17 protein-coding genes and 1 pseudogene are annotated in these 20192 nt (G+C 69.3%); 13 read left to right on the forward strand and 5 right to left on the reverse strand.

Annotated features, from left to right (window positions below; translation table 11 throughout):
* A pseudogene (locus tag A5712_RS12725) lies at nucleotides 1-1052 on the reverse strand (DUF222 domain-containing protein); the annotation flags it as partial.
* Between the two features lie 134 nt (nucleotides 1053-1186).
* Here A5712_RS12725 and pyrR point away from each other — a divergent pair.
* The 7 genes from pyrR to pyrF all read left to right on the forward strand — a co-directional run bounded on the left by pyrR (nucleotide 1187) and on the right by pyrF (nucleotide 9931).
* On the forward strand, nucleotides 1187-1756 hold the full coding sequence (gene pyrR / locus A5712_RS12730; RefSeq protein ID WP_068105112.1) for a bifunctional pyr operon transcriptional regulator/uracil phosphoribosyltransferase PyrR: 570 nt from the start codon (nucleotides 1187-1189) through the stop codon (nucleotides 1754-1756).
* The gene (locus A5712_RS12735) at nucleotides 1753-2697 is read left to right on the forward strand and encodes an aspartate carbamoyltransferase catalytic subunit (protein ID WP_068105115.1); all 945 of its coding nucleotides are present in this window, start codon (nucleotides 1753-1755) and stop codon (nucleotides 2695-2697) included. Before pyrR ends, A5712_RS12735 begins: the two co-directional genes overlap by 4 nt.
* Entirely contained in the window at nucleotides 2694-3986 is a 1293-nt protein-coding gene (locus A5712_RS12740; RefSeq protein ID WP_068105120.1) for a dihydroorotase, read from the forward strand. Before A5712_RS12735 ends, A5712_RS12740 begins: the two co-directional genes overlap by 4 nt.
* Before the next feature lie 49 nt (nucleotides 3987-4035).
* Entirely contained in the window at nucleotides 4036-4551 is a 516-nt protein-coding gene (locus A5712_RS12745) for a transporter (RefSeq protein WP_068105123.1), read from the forward strand.
* Nucleotides 4544-5662 carry a glutamine-hydrolyzing carbamoyl-phosphate synthase small subunit gene (gene carA, locus A5712_RS12750; protein ID WP_068105127.1) on the forward strand — a complete coding sequence of 373 codons (1119 nt, stop codon included), beginning with the start codon at nucleotides 4544-4546 and terminating at the stop codon, nucleotides 5660-5662. The genes A5712_RS12745 and carA overlap by 8 nt, the downstream gene beginning before the upstream one ends.
* A 91-nt stretch (nucleotides 5663-5753) precedes the next feature.
* Nucleotides 5754-9107 carry a carbamoyl-phosphate synthase large subunit gene (gene carB / locus A5712_RS12755; protein WP_068105130.1) on the forward strand — a complete coding sequence of 1118 codons (3354 nt, stop codon included), beginning with the start codon at nucleotides 5754-5756 and terminating at the stop codon, nucleotides 9105-9107.
* A complete protein-coding gene (gene pyrF, locus A5712_RS12760; protein WP_068105133.1) occupies nucleotides 9104-9931 on the forward strand; it encodes an orotidine-5'-phosphate decarboxylase in 828 nt (275 codons plus the stop codon). The genes carB and pyrF overlap by 4 nt, the downstream gene beginning before the upstream one ends.
* 119 nt (nucleotides 9932-10050) lie before the next feature.
* Here pyrF and A5712_RS12765 read toward each other — a convergent pair whose 3' ends face one another.
* Nucleotides 10051-10473 carry a molybdopterin-binding protein gene (locus A5712_RS12765; protein WP_068105177.1) on the reverse strand — a complete coding sequence of 141 codons (423 nt, stop codon included), beginning with the start codon at nucleotides 10471-10473 and terminating at the stop codon, nucleotides 10051-10053.
* A gap of 449 nt (nucleotides 10474-10922) precedes the next feature.
* On the opposite strand from A5712_RS12765, the gene mihF reads away from it, so the two are divergent.
* From mihF to metK, 5 genes are all read left to right on the forward strand, one after another.
* A complete protein-coding gene (gene mihF, locus A5712_RS12770; protein ID WP_036355303.1) occupies nucleotides 10923-11237 on the forward strand; it encodes an integration host factor, actinobacterial type in 315 nt (104 codons plus the stop codon).
* A 60-nt stretch (nucleotides 11238-11297) separates the two neighbouring features.
* Nucleotides 11298-11924, forward strand: a complete 627-nt coding sequence (gmk, locus tag A5712_RS12775) for a guanylate kinase (RefSeq protein WP_193791420.1) — start codon at nucleotides 11298-11300, stop codon at nucleotides 11922-11924.
* 80 nt (nucleotides 11925-12004) lie between these two features.
* Nucleotides 12005-12328 carry a DNA-directed RNA polymerase subunit omega gene (gene rpoZ / locus A5712_RS12780; RefSeq protein ID WP_067114083.1) on the forward strand — a complete coding sequence of 108 codons (324 nt, stop codon included), beginning with the start codon at nucleotides 12005-12007 and terminating at the stop codon, nucleotides 12326-12328.
* 13 nt (nucleotides 12329-12341) lie between these two features.
* Nucleotides 12342-13589 (forward strand): bifunctional phosphopantothenoylcysteine decarboxylase/phosphopantothenate--cysteine ligase CoaBC, encoded by a 1248-nt coding sequence (gene coaBC / locus A5712_RS12785; RefSeq protein WP_068105139.1) that lies wholly within the window; start codon nucleotides 12342-12344, stop codon nucleotides 13587-13589.
* A gap of 90 nt (nucleotides 13590-13679) precedes the next feature.
* Nucleotides 13680-14891: a methionine adenosyltransferase gene (gene metK / locus A5712_RS12790; protein ID WP_068105142.1), complete on the forward strand. Its 1212-nt coding sequence runs from the start codon at nucleotides 13680-13682 to the stop codon at nucleotides 14889-14891.
* A gap of 8 nt (nucleotides 14892-14899) precedes the next feature.
* Here metK and A5712_RS32345 read toward each other — a convergent pair whose 3' ends face one another.
* Genes A5712_RS32345 through A5712_RS12805 form a run of 3 tightly spaced genes read right to left on the reverse strand, consistent with a single transcriptional unit; the run spans nucleotide 14900 to nucleotide 18405 of the window.
* Entirely contained in the window at nucleotides 14900-16627 is a 1728-nt protein-coding gene (locus tag A5712_RS32345; RefSeq protein WP_068105144.1) for a PE family protein, read from the reverse strand.
* Nucleotides 16628-16684: 57 nt separating this feature from the next.
* Nucleotides 16685-17251, reverse strand: coding sequence for a pyridoxamine 5'-phosphate oxidase family protein (locus A5712_RS12800; RefSeq protein ID WP_068105147.1), 567 nt, complete (start codon nucleotides 17249-17251; stop codon nucleotides 16685-16687).
* Nucleotides 17215-18405, reverse strand: a complete 1191-nt coding sequence (locus A5712_RS12805) for an alkane 1-monooxygenase (protein ID WP_068105151.1) — start codon at nucleotides 18403-18405, stop codon at nucleotides 17215-17217. Before A5712_RS12805 ends, A5712_RS12800 begins: the two co-directional genes overlap by 37 nt.
* A 157-nt stretch (nucleotides 18406-18562) precedes the next feature.
* Between A5712_RS12805 and A5712_RS12810 the strand changes: the two genes are divergently transcribed.
* Nucleotides 18563-20188 carry a GMC oxidoreductase gene (locus A5712_RS12810; protein ID WP_068105156.1) on the forward strand — a complete coding sequence of 542 codons (1626 nt, stop codon included), beginning with the start codon at nucleotides 18563-18565 and terminating at the stop codon, nucleotides 20186-20188.
* The last annotated feature ends 4 nt before the right edge of the window (nucleotides 20189-20192 follow it).

The following is a 20192-nucleotide window of genomic DNA, read 5'->3' on the forward strand; positions in this document are numbered from 1 at the left end:
GTCCCGCGCGACGTTGCGGCGGCTGTACCGGCATCCGGGCTCGGGGGCGCTGGTGGCCATGGAGTCGCGGGCGCGTCGCTTCCCGAAGGGGCTGGCAACGTTCATCGGGCTGCGAGATCAGGGCTGCCGCACGCCTTACTGTGACGCGCCCGCGACTCCATGGCCACCAGCGCCCCCGAGCCCGGATGCCGGTACAGCCGCCGCAACGTCGCGCGGGACGGGCCGTCCCCAACCGCGGCGCTCACCAGGTGGCGGGCCATGGCCGCCGGGATCGGGCCGTACCCGTCGACGACCGCGGCGCTGTCGTCGTCTCCCAGCAGCGTCGCATCGGAGACGATCAGGTTGACCGCGATCGGCTCGGCTTCGTCGGCGGGCCGTCCGGTGACCCGCTCCACCAACGCGTCGGCCATCACCTGGCCGCGGGTCCGGTCGTCGAAGGTGGTGTCGGCGGCCCGCTTGAGCGGCGCGTACACCGCGACACCCTTGGCCACCGGGAGGAGCGCGGTCACCCATGTCATGGTGTCCGGGGCCGGCCGAATCGTCACCGTGCGCTCGGATTCGGCCTTGGCGGCGCGATCGACCACCGCCTGAGCGTTCAGCCGGTAGGCGATCGCCCGGGCCGTCGCGACGACGCGGGCATCACCCATCCCGTCCAGCCTGGCTGCGTCGGCGCACAGCTCGGAGTCCAGTAGGCGGCGGTCCTCGACGTCCAGGCACGCGGATTCCCGCACGATCAGCGTGGCCCGCCACTCCGACAGCCGCCCAACCTCGAGAGCGGCCAGCGTGTGCGGCATCTCGTGCACGAGCGCCTTGGCGAAGCCGAGGTGCCGCCCGCCGCGGGCCGGGGAATCGCGCCGGGCCAGGGCGATCTCGCTGGCCAGCCCGCGACCGCGCTGCGCGGTGGGCACGCCGGCGGCGGCCTCGTTGGCACGACGCAGCACATCGAGGGCCGCGGCCGCCCGCGCCTGCTCCGCGGCGGCCGCCGACTTGTGCCGCTCCAACTCGGCGATTCGCTCGATGAGCGCCACCTCGCCGGGATCACGTTCGAACATATTTTCGACAGTACTTGAGGCCACCGACACGTCGACCGCGTTGCCGGCACGCTCGGCGGAAGTGCTACGCTGCCCGGCAGTCGACATCCTTTAACGATCCGTCCAGAGAGGCGGAGAAGGAGGTCAAGTCTCGTATGGGTGCCGCGGATGCCGCTTGCGGCGGCGAATCGAGAGAATTGATGTCGGCGGCCGACGTGGGCCGCACCATTTCCCGCATCGCGCATCAGATCATCGAAAAGACCGCGCTGGATGGTCCCGACGGACCGCGCGTGGTGCTGCTGGGCATCCCGACCCGCGGCGTGATCCTGGCCAGCCGGCTCGCCACCAACATCGGCGAGTTCAGCGGGGTCGACGTCGCCCACGGCGCCCTGGACATCACCCTCTACCGCGACGACCTCATGCAAAAGCCGCCGCGACCGCTGGCGGCCACGTCCATCCCGGCCGGCGGCGTCGACGACGCGCTGGTGATCCTCGTCGACGACGTGCTCTACTCCGGCCGCTCGGTGCGCTCGGCCCTGGACGCGCTACGCGACGTGGGCCGGCCGCGGGCGGTGCAACTGGCGGTGCTGGTCGACCGCGGCCACCGCGAACTGCCGCTGCGCGCCGACTACGTCGGCAAGAACGTCCCGACCTCGCGCGCCGAGAGCGTGCACGTGCTGCTCACCGAGCACGACGGCCGCGACGGGGTGGTGATCTCCCGATGACGCGCCACCTACTGGCCGCCGGCGACCTGAGCCGCGACGACGCCACCGCGATCCTCGACGACGCGGACCGGTTCGCGCAGGCGCTGGTCGGCCGCGAGATCAAGAAGCTGCCGACGCTGCGCGGCCGCACCGTCGTCACGATGTTCTACGAGAACTCGACCCGCACCCGGGTCTCCTTCGAGGTGGCCGGCAAGTGGATGAGCGCCGACGTGATCAACGTCAGCGCCGCCGGATCGTCGGTGGGCAAGGGGGAATCGCTGCGCGACACCGCGCTGACGCTGCGGGCGGCCGGGGCCGACGCGTTGATCATCCGCCACCCCGCCTCGGGGGCGGCGCACCTGCTCGCCGACTGGACATGCAGCAACGGTGACGGCCCGTCGGTGATCAACGCCGGCGACGGCACCCACGAGCACCCCACGCAGGCGCTGCTGGACGCGTTGACCGTGCGGCAGCGGCTCGGGGGCATCGAGGGCCGGCGCGTCGTGATCGTCGGCGACATCCTGCACAGCCGGGTCGCCCGTTCCAACGTCATGCTGCTGGCCACCCTTGGCGCGGAGGTGGTGCTGGTCGCGCCGCCGACGCTGCTGCCGGTCGGCGTCGACGGCTGGCCGGCCACCGTCTCTTACGACTTCGACGCCGAGCTGCCCGCCGCCGACGCGGTGCTGATGCTGCGGGTGCAGGCCGAGCGGATGAACGGCGGCTTCTTCCCGTCGGTGCGCGAATATTCGGTCCGCTACGGGCTTTCCGAGCGGCGCCAGGCGATGCTGCCGGGCCACGCCGTGGTGCTGCACCCGGGGCCGATGGTGCGCGGCATGGAGATCTCGTCGTCGGTGGCGGACTCGTCGCAATCGGCGGTGCTGCAACAGGTTTCGAATGGAGTGCACGTGCGGATGGCGGTGCTGTTCCATGTGCTGGTCGGGGCGGAGGACATCGCGGCATGAGCGTGCTGATCCGCGGGGTGCGTCTGTACGGCGAAGGCGACCGCGTCGACGTCCTGGTCGATGACGGGCAGATCGCCGAAATCGGCCCGGGCCTGGGCATCCCGGATACGGCCGACGTCATCGACGCGACGGGACAGGTGCTGCTGCCCGGGTTCGTCGACCTGCACACCCACCTGCGCGAGCCGGGCCGCGAATACGCCGAGGACATCGAAACCGGTTCGGCGGCCGCGGCTTTGGGCGGTTACACGGCGGTGTTCGCGATGGCCAATACCAATCCCGTCGCCGACAGCCCGGTGGTCACCGACCACGTCTGGCATCGCGGCCAGCAGGTCGGGCTCGTCGACGTGCATCCCGTCGGCGCCGTCACCGTCGGGCTGGCCGGGGCCGAGCTCACCGAGATGGGCATGATGGCCGCCGGCGCCGCGCAGGTGCGGATGTTCTCCGACGACGGCATCTGCGTGCACGACCCGCTGATCATGCGCCGCGCCCTCGAATACGCCACCGGGCTGGGGGTGCTGATCGCCCAGCACGCCGAGGAGCCGAGGCTGACCGTCGGCGCCGTCGCCCACGAGGGCCCGACGGCCGCGCGGCTGGGACTCGCCGGGTGGCCCCGGGCCGCCGAGGAATCGATCGTCGCCCGCGACGCGCTGCTGGCTCGCGACGCCGGCGCCCGGGTGCACATCTGCCACGCCTCCACCGCGGGCACCGTCGAGATCGTGAGATGGGCCAAGGAACAAGGCATTTCGATCACCGCCGAGGTCACCCCGCACCACTTGCTGCTCGACGACAGCAGGCTGGCCAACTACGAAGGGGTGAACCGGGTCAACCCGCCGCTGCGCGAGGCGGCCGACGCGGTCGCGCTGCGTCAGGCGCTGGTCGACGGGGTAATCGACTGCGTGGCCACCGACCATGCCCCGCACGCCGAACACGAGAAGTGCGTCGAGTTCTCGGCCGCGCGCCCCGGCATGCTGGGGTTGCAGACCGCGCTGTCGGTGGTGGCGCAGACGATGGTGGCGCCCGGACTGTTGACCTGGCGCGACGTCGCGCGGGTGATGAGCGAGAACCCGGCGCGCATCGTCGGGTTGCCCGATCACGGTCGCCCGCTGGAGGTGGGGGAGCCGGCCAACCTCACGGTCGTGGACCCGGACGCCACGTGGACGGTCGCCGGGTCGGACCTGGCCAGCCGGTCGGCCAACACGCCTTATGAGTCAATGACGTTGCCCGCCACCGTGACCGCGACCCTGCTGCGCGGAAAGGTCACCGCACGGGACGGGAAGAGCCCGGCATGAATCGCGCCGGCGACGATGCAGAGCGAAGCGATGAGAAGGAGCGGCGCGCATGAACTCTGCCACGCTGGTGGGGTCGCTGATCTTCGCGGCCGTGCTGGTGATCGTGATAACGGTGCTCATCCAGCTGATAATGCGCTCCTGGCAGCGGCGCGCGCAGCGGCAGCAGCAGTTGATCGGCGAGCTGCCCGGCCTGCCCGACCAGGTGGGGGCCGCGACCATCACCACCCGCGGCCACTACTGCGGTTCCATGATGGCGCCGGACTGGGGCGAGCGGATCGCGGCCGGCGATCTGGGCTTTCGCAGCAAGGCGGTGCTGACCCGCTATCACGAGGGGATCCTGGTGGAAAGGGTTCGGGCCCAACCTATTTGGATTCCCCAAGACGCGATCGAGGGCATCCGCATGGAGCGCCGAATGGCGGGCAGGGTCACGCCTCGGATTGGGATATTGGCGATCCGGTGGCGCCTGCCTTCGGGAACCGAGATCGACACCGCGTTTCGCGCGAACCACCGCGACGAGTACGACGCCTGGCTGGAGGGCCGGGAGGAGGGGGCCGCGCATGACTAAGGCCGTTTTGGTTCTGGAAGACGGGCGCGTCTTCACCGGAACGCCGTTCGGCAAGGTCGGCCAGACGCTCGGGGAGGCCGTGTTCTCCACCGGCATGTCCGGCTACCAAGAAACGCTGACCGACCCCAGTTATCACCGCCAGATCGTCGTGGCCACCGCGCCGCAGATCGGCAACACCGGCTGGAACGACGAGGACGCCGAAAGCCGCGGCGACAAGATCTGGGTCGCCGGCTACGCGGTGCGCGACCCGTCGCCGCGCGCCTCCAACTGGCGCGCCACCGGCACGCTGGAGGACGAACTGGCCCGCCAGGGCATCGTCGGCATCGCCGGCATCGACACCCGGGCGGTGGTGCGCCACCTGCGCAGCCGCGGCTCGATGAAGGCGGGCGTGTTCTCCGGCGACGCGCTCGCCGAACCGGCCGAGCTGGTGGAACGGGTGCGGGGCCAGCAGTCGATGCTGGGCGCCAACCTGGCCGGCGAGGTCAGCACCGACGGCGCCTACGTCGTGGAACCCGAAGGGCCGCACCGGTTCACGGTGGCCGCCCTCGATCTGGGGATCAAGACCAACACGCCCCGCAATTTCTCCCGGCGCGGCATCCGCAGCCACATGCTGCCGGCGTCGGCGACCTTCGACCAGATCGCCGACATCAACCCCAACGGCGTGTTCCTGTCCAACGGCCCGGGCGACCCCGCCACCGCCGACCACGTCGTCGGGCTCACCCGCGAGGTGCTGGGCGCCGGAATCCCGTTGTTCGGCATCTGTTTCGGCAACCAGATCCTCGGCCGGGCGCTGGGCCTGTCCACCTACAAGATGGTCTTCGGGCACCGCGGCATCAACGTCCCGGTCATCGACCACGCCACCGGACGGGTCGCGGTGACCGCGCAGAACCACGGCTTCGCGCTCGAAGGCGAGGCGGGCCAGTCCTTCGACACGCCGTTCGGCCCGGCAGTCGTCAGCCACACCTGCGCCAACGACGGGGTAGTGGAAGGCGTCAAACTCGCAGACGGCAAGGCGTTTTCGGTGCAGTACCACCCCGAGGCCGCCGCCGGTCCGCACGACGCGGAGTACCTGTTCGACCAATTCGTCGACCTGATGGCAGGCCACCAATGACCACGTCTCCCGCGAGCGCGCGTGTTTGTACGCCGACACGCCGCAAATCGTGTACATCTGCGCGCCTTCACGCCAGGAAAGGGGGACGCTAGTGCCGCGTCGCACCGACTTGCGCCACGTGCTGGTGATCGGCTCGGGGCCGATCGTCATCGGACAGGCCGCCGAGTTCGACTACTCGGGCACCCAGGCCTGCCGGGTGCTGCGGGCGGAGGGGCTGCAGGTCAGCCTGATCAACTCCAACCCGGCCACCATCATGACCGACCCCGAGTACGCCGACCACACCTACGTCGAGCCCATCACCCCGGCCTTCGTCGAGCGGGTGATCGCCCAGCAGGCCGAGCGGGGCAACAAGATCGACGCGCTGCTGGCCACGCTGGGCGGGCAGACCGCGCTCAACACCGCCGTTGCGCTGTACGAGAACGGGGCGCTGGAGCGCCACGGTGTCGAGCTGATCGGCGCGGACATCGACGCCATCCAGCGCGGCGAGGACCGCCAGATGTTCAAGGACATCGTCGCCAAGGTGGGCGGTGAATCCGCGCGCAGCCGAGTGTGTTTCACGATGGAAGAGGTGCGCGAGACGGTCGAGGAACTCGGGCTGCCGGTCGTGGTGCGGCCCAGCTTCACCATGGGCGGGCTCGGGTCGGGCATGGCGCGATCCGTCGAGGAGGTCGACCGGATGGCCGGCGCCGGCCTGGCCGAAAGCCCCAGCGCCAACGTGTTGATCGAAGAATCGATCTACGGCTGGAAGGAATTCGAGCTCGAGCTGATGCGCGACGGCAACGACAACGTGGTCGTGGTCTGCTCGATCGAGAACTTCGACCCGATGGGCGTGCACACCGGGGACTCGGTCACCGTCGCACCCGCCATGACGCTCACCGACCGCGAATACCAGCGCATGCGCGACCTGGGCATCGCGATCCTGCGCGAGGTCGGGGTGGACACCGGCGGCTGCAACATCCAGTTCGCGATCAACCCGGTCGACGGCCGGCTGATCGTGATCGAGATGAACCCCCGGGTGTCCCGGTCCAGCGCGCTGGCCTCCAAGGCCACCGGCTTCCCGATCGCCAAGATCGCCGCGAAGCTGGCCATCGGCTACACCCTCGACGAGATCCTCAACGACATCACCAAGGAGACGCCGGCCTGCTTCGAGCCGACGCTCGACTACGTCGTCGTCAAGGCGCCGCGATTCGCGTTCGAGAAGTTCCCCGGCGCCGACCCCACCCTGACCACCACCATGAAGTCCGTCGGCGAGGCGATGTCGTTGGGCCGCAACTTCATCGAGGCGCTCGGCAAGGTGATGCGGTCGCTGGAGACCACCCGCGCGGGTTTCTGGACGAAGCCCGACCCGGGCGGGGACGTGAACGAGGTGCTCGACCGGCTGCGCACCCCGACCGAGGGCCGGCTCTACGACATCGAACTGGCGCTGCGGCTGGGCGCGTCGATCGAGGAAGTCGCCGAGGCCAGCGGCGTGGACCCGTGGTTCTTGGCCCAGATCGGCGAGCTGGGCAAGCTGCGCGCGGAGCTGGTGGACGTTCCCGTGCTCGACGCCGACCTGCTGCGGCGCGCCAAACACAGCGGGCTGTCGGACCGCCAGATCGCCGCGCTGCGGCCGGAATTGGCGGGCGAGAACGGGGTGCGCTCGCTGCGCGAGCGCCTCGGCATCCACCCGGTCTACAAGACGGTGGACACCTGCGCGGCCGAGTTCGAGGCCAAGACGCCCTACCACTACAGCAGCTACGAGCTGGACCCCGCCGCCGAGACCGAGGTGGCGCCGCAGACCGAGCGGCCCAAGGTGCTGATCCTGGGCTCGGGTCCTAACCGCATCGGTCAGGGCATCGAGTTCGACTACAGCTGCGTGCACGCGGCAACGACGTTGAGCCAGGCCGGGTTCGAGACCGTGATGGTCAACTGCAACCCGGAGACGGTGTCCACCGACTACGACACCGCCGACCGGCTGTATTTCGAGCCGCTGACCTTCGAGGACGTCCTCGAGGTGTTCCGCGCCGAACAGCAGTCGGCCGCCGGCGGCCCCGGGGTGGTGGGCGTGATCGTGCAGCTCGGCGGCCAGACACCGCTCGGGCTGGCGCAACGGCTCTTCGACGCCGGGGTCCCGATCGTCGGCACGCCGCCGGAGGCCATCGACCTGGCCGAGGACCGCGGCGCGTTCGGCGACGTGCTGGCCGCCGCCGGGTTGCCGGCGCCGAAGTACGGCATGGCAACGACTTTCGCCCAGGCCCGCCGGATCGCCGACGAGATCGGTTATCCGGTGCTGGTGCGGCCGTCGTACGTGCTGGGCGGGCGCGGCATGGAGATCGTCTACGACGACGAGACGCTGGAGGGCTACATCACCCGCGCCACCGAGCTGTCGCCCGAGCACCCGGTGCTGGTCGACCGCTTCCTCGAGGACGCGGTGGAGATCGATGTCGACGCGCTGTGTGACGGAGCCGAGGTCTACATCGGCGGCATCATGGAGCACATCGAGGAGGCCGGCATCCACTCCGGCGACTCGGCTTGCGCGCTGCCGCCGGTCACGTTGGGCCGCAGCGACATCGAGAAGGTGCGCCGCGCGACGGAGGCCATCGCCCACGGCATCGGGGTGATCGGCCTGCTCAACGTGCAATACGCCCTCAAGGACGACGTGCTCTACGTCCTGGAGGCCAACCCCAGGGCCAGCCGGACCGTTCCGTTCGTCTCGAAGGCCACCGCCGTCCCGCTCGCCAAGGCGTGTGCCCGGATCATGTTGGGCGCCACCATCGCCCAGCTTCGCGACGAGGGCCTGCTGGCCGCCACCGGGGACGGCGCGCACGCGCCGCCGCAGGCCCCGATCGCCGTCAAGGAGGCGGTCCTGCCGTTTCACCGCTTCCGCCGGATCGACGGGGCCGCCATCGATTCGCTGCTCGGCCCGGAGATGAAATCGACGGGCGAGGTGATGGGCATCGACCGCGACTTCGGCAGCGCCTTCGCCAAGAGCCAGACCGCCGCCTACGGGTCGCTCCCGGCCGGCGGGACGATCTTCGTGTCGGTGGCCAACCGGGACAAGCGGTCGCTGGTGTTCCCGGTCAAGCGGCTGGCCGACCTGGGCTTCCGGGTGCTGGCCACCGAGGGCACCGCGGAAATGTTGCGCCGCAACGGGATTCCCTGCGACGAGGTCCGCAAGCACTTCGAGCCGCCGCAGCCCGGGCGCCCCGCGATGTCGGCCGTCGACGCGATCAAGGCCGGCGAGGTCAACATGGTGATCAACACGCCGTTCGGCAACTCCGGCCCGCGCATCGACGGCTACGAAATCCGTTCGGCCGCGGTGTCGGTCAACATCCCGTGCGTCACGACCGTGCAGGGCGCGTCGGCCGCGGTGCAGGGCATCGAGGCGGGCATCCGCGGCGACATCGGCGTGCGCTCGCTGCAGGAGCTGCACAGCGCGATCACGCCCGCGGGCGGCTCCCAATGACCGGGTTCGGCACCCGGCTGGCCGAGGCGAAGCTGAGCCGCGGGCCGCTGTGCCTGGGCATCGACCCGCACCCCGAGCTGCTGCGGGCCTGGGACCTGCCCACCACCGCCGACGGCCTGGCCGCGTTCTGTGACGTGTGCATCGAGGCGTTCACCGGGTTCGCGGTCGTCAAGCCCCAGGTGGCGTTCTTCGAGGCCTACGGCGCCGCCGGGTACGCGGTGCTGGAACGCACCATCGCCGCGCTGCGCTCGGCCGGGGTGCTGGTGCTGGCCGACGCCAAGCGGGGCGACATCGGGACGACGATGGCCGCCTACGCCGCGGCCTGGGCCGGCGACTCGCCGCTTGCGGCGGACGCGGTGACCGCCTCGCCCTATCTGGGCTTCGGTTCGCTGCGGCCGCTGCTGGAGGCCGCAGCGGCCAACGACCGGGGAGTGTTCGTGCTCGCGGCGACGTCCAACCCGGAGGGCGGCACCGTGCAGCGCGCCGAATTCGACGGCCGCACGGTATCCCAGCTGATCATCGACCAGGCGGCGGTGGTCAACCGTTCCGCCAACCCGACCGAGCCCGGATACGTCGGCGTGGTGCTGGGCGCGACCGTCTTCGAGGCGCCCGACGTCAGCGAGCTGGGCGGACCCGTGCTGGTGCCCGGCGTCGGGGCGCAGGGGGGACGGCCCGAGGCGCTCGGCGGCCTGGGCGGGGCCGCGCCGGGCCAGCTGCTGCCTGCCGTGGCGCGTGAGGTGCTGCGGGCCGGCCCCAGCGTGTCGGACCTGCGCGCGGCCGGCGAACGGATGCGCGACGCCGTCGCCTACCTGGCCGCGCTGTAGGCCGCTCGGGTGTGAATCCTCGGCTTTCGGTGTGAGCTGGGGGCGCTAATCCGGCCGGTTTTCCGCCCGGTGCGCACACCAAAAGCCCTCAGTGCACACCTAAGGCCCTCGGCGCACGCTCAGTCCGACGCCATGGCCGAGCTGGGCGGGGCGGTCTCCACGATGACGGTGGTGGCCTTGACGACGGCCACGGCGACGCTGCCGGGGCGCAGCTTGAGCTCCTCGGCCGCCGCGGTGCTCATCAGTGAGACCACGGTGTGCGGACCGCACTGCATCTCGACCTGCGTCATCACGGTGTCGCGCAGGACGCTGGTGACCAGGCCGACGAACCGGTTGCGGGCCGAGCTGCCGATGCTCAGCGGGTCGGGAGGCGGGGCGGGCGCGTTTGCCCGGGAGAATTCGGCCAAGTCCTCGCTGGCGATGACCTTGCGTCCCGCCGAGTCGTGGGTGACCGACAACGTGCCCTGGTTGATCCAGCGACGGACGGTGTCGTCGCTGACTCCCAGCAGTTCAGCCGCCTGACGGATGCGCAGGTTCGGCACGATTTCGATCGTAACTGATATTTGGCTGGGTGTTAGCTGGCACATCGCTGCGTAGCCGTCGCCGACCTGCGCCTGGGCCACTGGGCCGCGACACGCGCGACACGCGACGAAAAATCTGGTGATCCCCGGCACCCCGGCTCGCGGACGTCGGCCACCGCCGTCGGCATCGTCCGCGGCCGCCCAACTGTATGGCGTAAAACCGCAGGTAGGGCGCCTTATTCGGGAGGTCGTAGGGGCACCGCCGCGACCGAATCGGGAGGGCGTCGGGCCCGCCCCGGAGACGCCCCTCGGCGTTCGCCCGGGCGGCTCACGCTGCACATTTGCACAATTAACGAGGGGGTCGGGTTAGATTTCGTCAGGAAGGCTGAGTACGGTCATCTCCGCTGGCTGAAGTACCCGGCAGAGACAAAACGAGATCGATTATCGGATTGATCAGATACGGAGGAATCGTGGCCCTTCCCCAGTTGACCGACGAGCAGCGCGCGGCCGCGTTGGAGAAGGCGGCCGCCGCACGTCGAGCGCGAGCAGAGCTCAAGGATCGCCTCAAGCGCGGTGGCACCAACCTCACCCAGGTGCTCAAGGACGCCGAAAGCGATGAAGTCCTCGGCAAGATGAAGGTGTCTGCGCTGCTCGAGGCCTTGCCGAAGGTGGGCAAGGTCAAGGCGCAGGAGATCATGACCGAGCTGGAGATCGCCCCCACCCGCCGCCTGCGCGGCCTCGGGGACCGGCAGCGCAAGGCCCTGCTGGAAAAGTTCGGCTCCTAACCCGACACTGCGACCATGCAGGCCGAACGGCCTGTTGGGGGCACCGACCCAGGAGCGCCAGTGAGCGCCGGCGGGGGGCCGGACGTCGCACGGGGGGCACGCCCTGAGCCGCCAGGCAGGGGGCGTGTGGTCGTGCTGTCCGGTCCCTCCGCGGTCGGCAAGTCGACGGTGGTCCGGTGTCTGCGTGAGCGGATCCCCAACCTGCAGTTCAGCGTCTCGGCCACCACCCGGGCCCCGCGGCCCGGCGAGGTCGACGGCGTCGACTATCACTTCGTCACCCCCGCCCGCTTCCAGCAGCTGATCGACGAGGGCGCCCTGCTGGAGTGGGCCGAGATTCACGGCGGGCTGCACCGGTCGGGCACGCTGGCCGAGCCGGTGCGGGCCGCCACCGCGTCCGGGCTGCCCGTGCTGATCGAGGTCGACCTGGCCGGCGCCAGGGCGGTCAAGAAGGCGATGCCCGAGGCGCTCACCGTGTTCCTGGCGCCGCCCAGCTGGGAGGACCTGGAGGCCAGGCTGATCGGCCGGGGCACCGAGACACCGGAGGCCATCCGGCGCCGCCTCGACACCGCCCGCACCGAGATGGCGGCGCAAAACGACTTCGACGAGGTGGTCGTCAACAGTCGATTGGAGTCTGCGTGCGCCGAATTGGTATCCTTGCTGGTGGGAACTGCGCCGGGCCCGGCATGAACCGCCTGACCAGACCAGATTCAAGCATCGAAGTTCTCTAGCCGTACCGCACGGCTCTATCCGCCAGGAGACTGACCTACGTGAGCATTCCCCAGTCCGACGCGTCGCTGACCGCCGTGGACCAGTTCGACCCGTCGGCAGGCGGCCAGGGCGCCTACGACACCCCGCTGGGCATCACCAACCCGCCCATCGACGAGCTGCTGGACCGCGTGTCCAGCAAGTACGCCCTGGTCATCTACGCGGCCAAGCGGGCCCGTCAGATCAACGATTACTACAACCAGCTCGGCGAGGGCATCCTCGAGTACGTCGGCCCGCTCGTCGAGCCGGGGCTGCAGGAAAAGCCGTTGTCCATCGCGCTGCGCGAGATCCACGCCGACCTGCTCGAGCACACCGAGGGCGAGTAACGGGCCGGGCGCGGTGGAGAGCAAGCGGGTCGTCGTAGGAGTTTCCGGGGGCATCGCCGCCTACAAGGCATGCACCGTCGTACGGCAGCTCGCCGAAGCCGGCCACCAGGTCCGCGTCATCCCCACCGAATCCGCGCTGCGCTTCGTGGGGGCCGCCACGTTCGAGGCGCTGTCCGGCCAGCCGGTGCGCACCGGCGTCTTCGACGACGTGCCGGAGGTGCCGCACGTCCAGCTCGGCAAGGAGGCCGACCTGGTCCTCGTGGCGCCCGCCACCGCCGACCTGCTGGCCAGGGCCGTCTCCGGGCGCGCCGACGACCTGCTGACCGCGACCCTGCTGACCGCCCGGTGCCCGGTGCTGTTCGCCCCGGCGATGCACACCGAGATGTGGTTGCACCCGGCCACCGTCGACAACGTGGCCACATTGCGGCGCCGCGGCGCCGTCGTCCTGGAACCCGCGTACGGACGGCTCACGGGCACCGACAGCGGCGCCGGACGGCTGCCCGAGGCCGAGGAGATCACCACGCTGGCCCAGCTGCTGCTGGAGCGCCACGACGCCCTGCCCTACGACCTCGCCGGCCGCCGGGTGCTGGTCACCGCCGGCGGCACCCGCGAACCGATCGACCCGGTGCGGTTCATCGGCAACCGCAGCTCCGGGAAGCAGGGCTACGCGGTGGCGCGGGTCGCCGCCCAGCGCGGCGCCGAGGTCACCCTGATCGCCGGGCACACCGCCGGGCTGATCGACCCCGCCGGCGTCAACGTGGTGCACGTCAGCTCGGCCGAGCAGCTCGGCGAGGCGGTGTCCAAGCACGCCCCCGAGGCGGACGTGCTGGTGATGGCGGCGGCCGTAGCCGACTTCCGGCCCGCGCGGGTTGCCACCGCGAAGATCAAAAAGGGCCCCGACGTCGCCGAGGAGCCGACGATCGAACTGGTCCGCAACGACGACGTGCTCGCCGGCGCGGTGCGGGCCCGCGCGCACGGGCAGCTGCCCAACATGCGGGCCATCGTGGGTTTCGCCGCCGAGACCGGCGACGCCAACGGCGACGTTTTGTTCCACGCGCGAGAAAAGCTGCGGCGCAAGGGTTGTGACCTGCTGGTGGTCAACGCCGTCGGCGACAACAAGGCGTTCGAGGTGGACAGCAACGACGGCTGGCTGCTGGCATCCGACGGCGCCGAGTCGGCGCTGCCACACGGCTCCAAGACGCTGATGGCCAGTCGTATCGTGGACGCAATCGTCGCGTTCCTGCACGGCCACAGCGGGTAGCAGGGTTTACTTCGCTACGGCGCCCGCACGGGTGCCGGATGATGCCAGAAGATATAATTCGACTAACTAATTATTGGAAGGATCGGGACTGTGAGCGAAAAGGGTCGTCTGTTTACCAGTGAGTCGGTGACCGAAGGGCACCCCGACAAGATCTGTGACGCGATCAGCGACTCGGTCCTCGACGCGCTTCTGGCGGGGGACCCTCGCTCGCGGGTGGCGGTCGAAACGCTCGTGACCACCGGGCAGGTGCACGTGGTGGGTGAGGTGACGACGTCGGCCAAGGAGGCGTTCGCCGACATCACCAACACGGTGCGCGCCCGCATCCTCGACATCGGCTACGACTCGTCGGACAAGGGCTTCGACGGGGCGTCGTGCGGGGTGAACATCGGCATCGGCCGTCAGTCGCCCGACATCGCCCAGGGCGTGGACACCGCGCACGAGACGCGCGTCGAGGGCGCCGCCGACCCGCTCGATGCCCAGGGCGCCGGTGACCAGGGCCTGATGTTCGGCTACGCGATCAACGACACCCCGGAGCTGATGCCCCTTCCCATCGCGCTGGCGCACCGCCTGTCGCGCAAGCTGACCGAGGTCCGCAAGAACGGCACGCTGGGTTACCTGCGCCCGGATGGCAAGACCCAGGTCACCATCGCCTACGAGGACGACGTCCCGGTGCGGCTGGACACCGTGGTGGTCTCCACCCAGCACGCCGACGGCATCGACCTGGAGCAGACGCTGGACCCCGACATCCGCACGTATGTGCTCAACGCCGTGCTCGACGAGCTGGCCCACGACACCCTGGACTCGTCGGCCACCCGGGTGCTGGTGAACCCGACCGGCAAGTTCGTCGTCGGCGGGCCGATGGGCGACGCGGGCCTGACCGGTCGCAAGATCATCGTCGACACCTACGGCGGCTGGGCCCGCCACGGCGGCGGCGCCTTCTCCGGCAAGGATCCGTCGAAGGTGGACCGGTCGGCGGCGTACGCGATGCGGTGGGTGGCCAAGAACATCGTCGCCGCCGGGCTGGCGGAGCGGGTCGAGGTGCAGGTGGCCTACGCCATCGGCAAGGCGGCCCCGGTCGGGCTGTTCATCGAGACGTTCGGCACCGCGACCGTCGACCCCGTCAAGATCGAGAAGATCGTGCCCGAGGTGTTCGACCTGCGGCCCGGCGCCATCATCCGCGACCTGGACCTGCTGCGCCCGATCTACGCGCAGACCGCCGCCTACGGGCACTTCGGCCGCACCGACGTCGAGCTGCCGTGGGAGCAGCTCAACATGGTCGACGAGCTCAAGCGCGCGATCTAGACGGCCCGTCAGAGGCGCAGGAAGCCGGATTCGCCGACGCCCAAGTTGGCGAATCCGGTATTGCCCTGGTCGAAGGGGTAGCCGCCGCCGGTGTTGAAGAAGCCGGTGTTGTTGCCCAGACCGGAGTTGAAAAACCCGGTGTTGCCGCCGACGCCCGAGTCGGTGTTCCAGAAGCCCGTGTGGTTGCCGTTGACCCCGGAATTGCCGACGCCGGTGTTGTAGTCGCCGGTGCCGGAGTTGGCGATGCCGGTGTAGAAGCTGCCGCTGCCCGAGTTTTCGAAGCCCACGGCGAATTGGCCGCTGCCGGAGTTGAAGAAGCCCATGTCGTTGCCGCCCGCGCCGCTGTTGTAAAAGCCCGAGTTGAGGCCGCCGCTGGCCGTGTTGTAAAAGCCCGAGTTGAAATCGCTGGTGTTGAAGAAGCCCGAATTGCCCGTGCCGGTGTTGCCGAAGCCCGAGTTGCTCACCACGCCGGTCAGGTCCTCGGTGCGGCCCCAGCCCGTGTCCAGGTTGCCGGTGTTGAACAGCCCGGTGTTGGTGTTGCCCGCGTTGAAGAACCCGGTGTTGGTGTTGCCCGCGTTGAACGATCCGGTGTTGTCGCTGCCCGTGTTGAAGTCGCCGACGTTCTGGTCGCCACCGTTGAAGCTGCCCATGTTGTACGCGCCGGAGTTGCCGACGCCGATGTTGTTGTAACCGCCGTTGAGGTAGCCGATGCTGCCGTTCGACCCGTTGAGGTCGCCGATGTTGTTTTGGCCGGCGTTCCATGAGCCGACGTTGCTGTCGCCGGGGTTGCCGACGCCCACGTTCTGCAGGCCGGAGTTGAACACGCCCGCGTTGGAGTAGCCGGCGTTCCACAACCCGGTGTTGGTGTTGCCGGTGTTGCCGATGCCGGTGTTGGCGTGGCCCGAGTTGAACAGGCCCCAGTTGTGGGCGCCGCTGTTGAACAGGCCGGTGTTGCCGCTGCCCGAGTTGAACACGCCGACGTTGCCGGTGCCGGAGTTGAACATCCCGACGTTGCCGCTGCCGGAGTTGAGCCCACCGAACGCGAAGTGACCCGTCGCGGTGTCGTAATAGGTGCCGCCGACGCCGATTTCGTTGTTGCCGGTGAGCCCCAGGCCGATGTTGTTGTTGCCGGTGTTGCCCAGGCCGATGTTGTTGTTGCCGGCGTTGCCCCAGCCGACGTTTCCGACGCTGCCGTTGGCGTTGAGGCCGCCGAGGCCGACCAGGTTGTTGCCGTTGAGCCCGATGCCGATGTTGTTGTTGCCGTAGTTGCCCACACCGAGGTTGTTGTTGCCCAGGTTGCCCATGCCCACGTTGGAGCTGCCCCAGTTGCCGTTGCCGACGTTGCCGCCGCCGAGGTTCCCGGCGCCGAGGTTGCCGTCGCCGACGTTGCCGCCGCCCATGTTGTTGTTGCCGTTGTTGCCGCCGCCCAGGTTGCTGTTGCCGAGCCCCGACAGGCCCTGAGCCTCGGCGCCGGTGTACGCCGCGGAGTTCGCGGCCAGGTTCTGCACGAACCGCTGATGAAACGCCGCCGCCTGTGCGCTCAGCGTCTGATATGCCTGGGCATGGCCGGAGAACACCGATGCGACGGCCGCCGACACCGCATCCGCGCCGGCGGCCAGCACCTGAGTGGTCGGGACGGCCGCGGCGGCGTTGGCGGCGCTGATCGTCGAGCCGATGCCGGCAATGTCCGTCGCGGCCGCACTGACGAGCTCCGGTGTGACGAACACAAACGACATCGTCGGTCCCTTTCCGTCACCCCCGCCTGCTCAACATCGGTGGGAGCGGGAAAAGCGTTACGGTCGGGGCAGCGGATGGTCGGCATCGAGCGCGGGCAGCCCGTCGATGCTGCGCCGGTTGCGGTTGACCAGGTGCGCGAACTTCTCCTCGGAGGCCTGCGTGTGGTGGGCGTCGAGTACCGGCCGCTCGTCGACGAGCTCGTAGTAGGGCACCGCGAAGCCGCAGGCGTCGGCGATGCGTTCGACGTCGACGACGATGACGGCGCGGGTGCCGGCGTGCGGATCGCCGAAACGCCTTAGCAAGTCGGCGAATTCGGCGTCATCCGGGCGCACGACGCGCCCGGTGCCGAACAGCCGCAGGATCCGCGAGTTGCGGGTGAACGAGCAGAACATGATCGTGATGCGCCCGTTGTCGCGCAGGTGGGCGATCGTTTCCACGCCGCTGCCGAACAGATCGACGTACGCGACGGTGTGCTCGTCCAGCACCGCGAAGGTGTCGCGATAGCCCTTGGGGGAGAGGTTGATTCGGCCGCCCGCGGAGGGCGCCGTGGCGACGAAGAATACGGCCTGATCCGAAATGAAATCGGTCAGCGACTCATCGATGCGCGAAAACTCTTTTGCCACGCGGGAAAGCGTAGCGTCGTCGGCCCCGCGCTGTCGCCGGGTTTTAGCGCGGCCAAACTGATGTCGCCGCCGTAGAAGTCGAGCACCCGGGGATCCATCACCCGCCGCCACAGCGGCGGAATCAGCGCCAGCAGCAGCATGGCGCTGTAGCCGCTGGGCAGCTGCGGTGCGTCATCGACGTGGCGAAGCACCTGGTAGGGACGCAGCGGGTTTGCGTGATGGTCGGAATGACGCTGCAGGTGGAAGAGCAGGACGTTGGTGATCACCGTGCTGCTGTTCCAGCTGTGCGCCGGGCGGACCCGTTCGTAGCGGCCGTTGGGCAGCAGCTGGCGTCGCAGCCCGTAATGCTCCATGTAGTTGACCGTCTCGAGCAGGCTGAAGCCCACGATCGCCTGGACGATCAGCCACGGCAGCACGACGGGACCGAACCATACCGATAGCACCGTGAACAGCGCGCCGCTGATCAGCCACGCATTCAGTATGTCGTTGTCCAGCGTCCAGCGAGGTTTGCCCATCCCGGCCAGCCGGGCGGCCTCGAGGCGCCAGGCGGAGCGCAGGCCCCCGGTCACCGACCGGGGCAGGAACGCGTAGAGGCTTTCACCGAATCGGGCGCTGGCGGGGTCCTCGGCGGTCGCCACCCGGACGTGGTGTCCACGGTTGTGTTCGACGTAGAAATGCCCGTAGCAGGTCTGGGCGAGCGCGACCTTGCTCAACCGTCGTTCTGATCGCTCGCGCGTGTGCCCCAATTCGTGGGCGGCGTTGATGGCCAGGCCGCCGATGAGGCCGACGGTCGTCATCAGCCCCAGCTTGTCGACGAAACCCATTGTGAGCCAACCGCCGCCGCTCCACAGCCAACAGGCGAAGACCAGTGAGAGGTATTGGTTGGGCAGGTAGAGGTAGGTGGCCCAGCGGTAAAACCGGTCGGTCGCGAGCCACGCCAGCACGCTCTCACCGGGAGTCTGCGAGTCGGGCCCGGCCAAATGGTCGACGATGGGAATGATCACGAACGCCAGGATGGGAACCGTCCACCAGAACACGCCGAGCCCCGTGACGCGCACCGCCAGCCAGGACGGGAACACCAGCGCCGGGACGGCCGCCGCGAGGAGCCAGAGGTAGCGCTTGGGTCTCGTCCAGCCCGCGGCCCGAAATGGCACATCCGTACCAGAACATGCAGGAAGTCCAATTCGCAGTGGAAAACCTGTCATGGATACGTACAGTAGCGCATTTCACGTACCGAAGGTATGCTTAGACCCCAGTTAGTTAAATCACAGTTCGTTATAAACCCGCACGATCGGAGAGGCGGCCTAGTAAATGGCTTTCTCGCGGAGACGTTTCCTGGGCGCCGCCGCGGGCGTCACGGCCGGCGCCCTCGGCGCGGGGGCGGTGGAGTTCGGCATCCGGAACGCCTCGGCAACCGCCGCCCTGCGGCCCCACTACCAGGCCATTGTGGTCGGCAGCGGGTACGGCGGCGGGGTGTCGGCCCTGCGGCTCGCCCAGGCGGGCATCCAGACGCTGATCCTGGAGAAGGGTAGGTGGTGGAACACCCCGGACGCGGACGGCAAGCGCTTTTCGCGGATGGTGCCCGCGGACAACCGCGCCGGGTGGTTCACGTCGGTCCCGCCCAGCCTGGTGCCGTCGTATCGGGGCGTGTCGATCGCCCAGGTGGCCCAGCACACGCCGTCCACGCAACCGGTCCAGGCCGGAATCTGCGACAAGGTGGTCCACGGCGCGCACACGGTGTTCCGCGGGACGGCCGTCGGCGGTGGCTCGATGGTCAACGCCGCGATCGCCGCGATCCCGACGCCGGACCAGGTCCGCACCGCCTTCCCGGACATCGACCCCGGCGCGTTCCTGGGCACCTACATCGAACGCGCCAAGTCCATGCTGCGGATCAGCTACCGCGACATGGACTGGTTCGAGCAGACGCCGTGGTTCCAGTACGCCAGAGTCGGCCGCCGGTACGCCGAAGCGGCGGGCTACAAGGTGGACTACAACGGCAGCGCGTATTCGTTCGACTACATGAAATCCGAAGAGGCCGAACGCGTTCCGCGCTCGGCATTGAACTTCGAGCAGCAGTACGGCAACAACTACGGGCGGGTCGGCAGCGTCGATGCGACCTACATTGCGGCCGCGCTCGCGACGGGCAAGGCCACCCTGAAGCCCCTCACCGAGGTGACCGGCATCCGGCGGGAGCGCTCGGGCGAATACGTGGTGTCCACCCGAGAGATCGACCGGTTCGGCAAGGAGCTCGCTCGCGCGGAAATCGGCTGCGACCAGCTGCATCTGGGCGCCGGCGTGCTCGGCACCACCGAGCTGTTGCTGCGCGCCCGCGAGATGGGGACGCTGCCCCACCTGAACGACGAGATCGGCCGCGGATACGGGAACAACGGGGACATCATGGTTTCCCACATGCTGCAACCCGGCGATCCGGCCGGCACCCAGCAGTCCCTGCTGGGGATGATCAACCTCGACGGCCGCGACGATCCCGACAACCCGGTGTACGCGAGCATGTTCTCGCTTCCGCTTCCCGTGGAGACGCTCGCGCTGGGCTACTACGTCATGGTGCGCACCGGCGACCGCGCGGAGATCAGCTACGACCGGACGAAGGACTCGATCGCCATCGACTGGCCGGAGGGGCACACGGACCATCTGCGGGAGAAGGCCCGGTTCGTATTCGACAAGGTGACGCAGGCCAACGGCGTGGACTACCGCGACGACCTCTTCGAGGGAACGGCGTTCGCGCCCAACACCGTTCACCCGATGGGCGGCGTGGTCCGGGGCAGGGCCACCGACGGCTACGGCCGGGTGAAGGGCTACGACAAGCTGTACGTCAACGACGCGTCGCTGCTGCCCGGCTACCTGGGCTGCAACCCGTTCATGTCCATCACCGCGCTCGCGGAGCGCAACATCGAGGGGATCCTGCAGGGGCGTGCCTGACGCC

The organism is Mycobacterium sp. E2327, from assembly GCF_001672675.1.
Taxonomy (GTDB): Bacteria; Actinomycetota; Actinomycetes; order Mycobacteriales; family Mycobacteriaceae; genus Mycobacterium.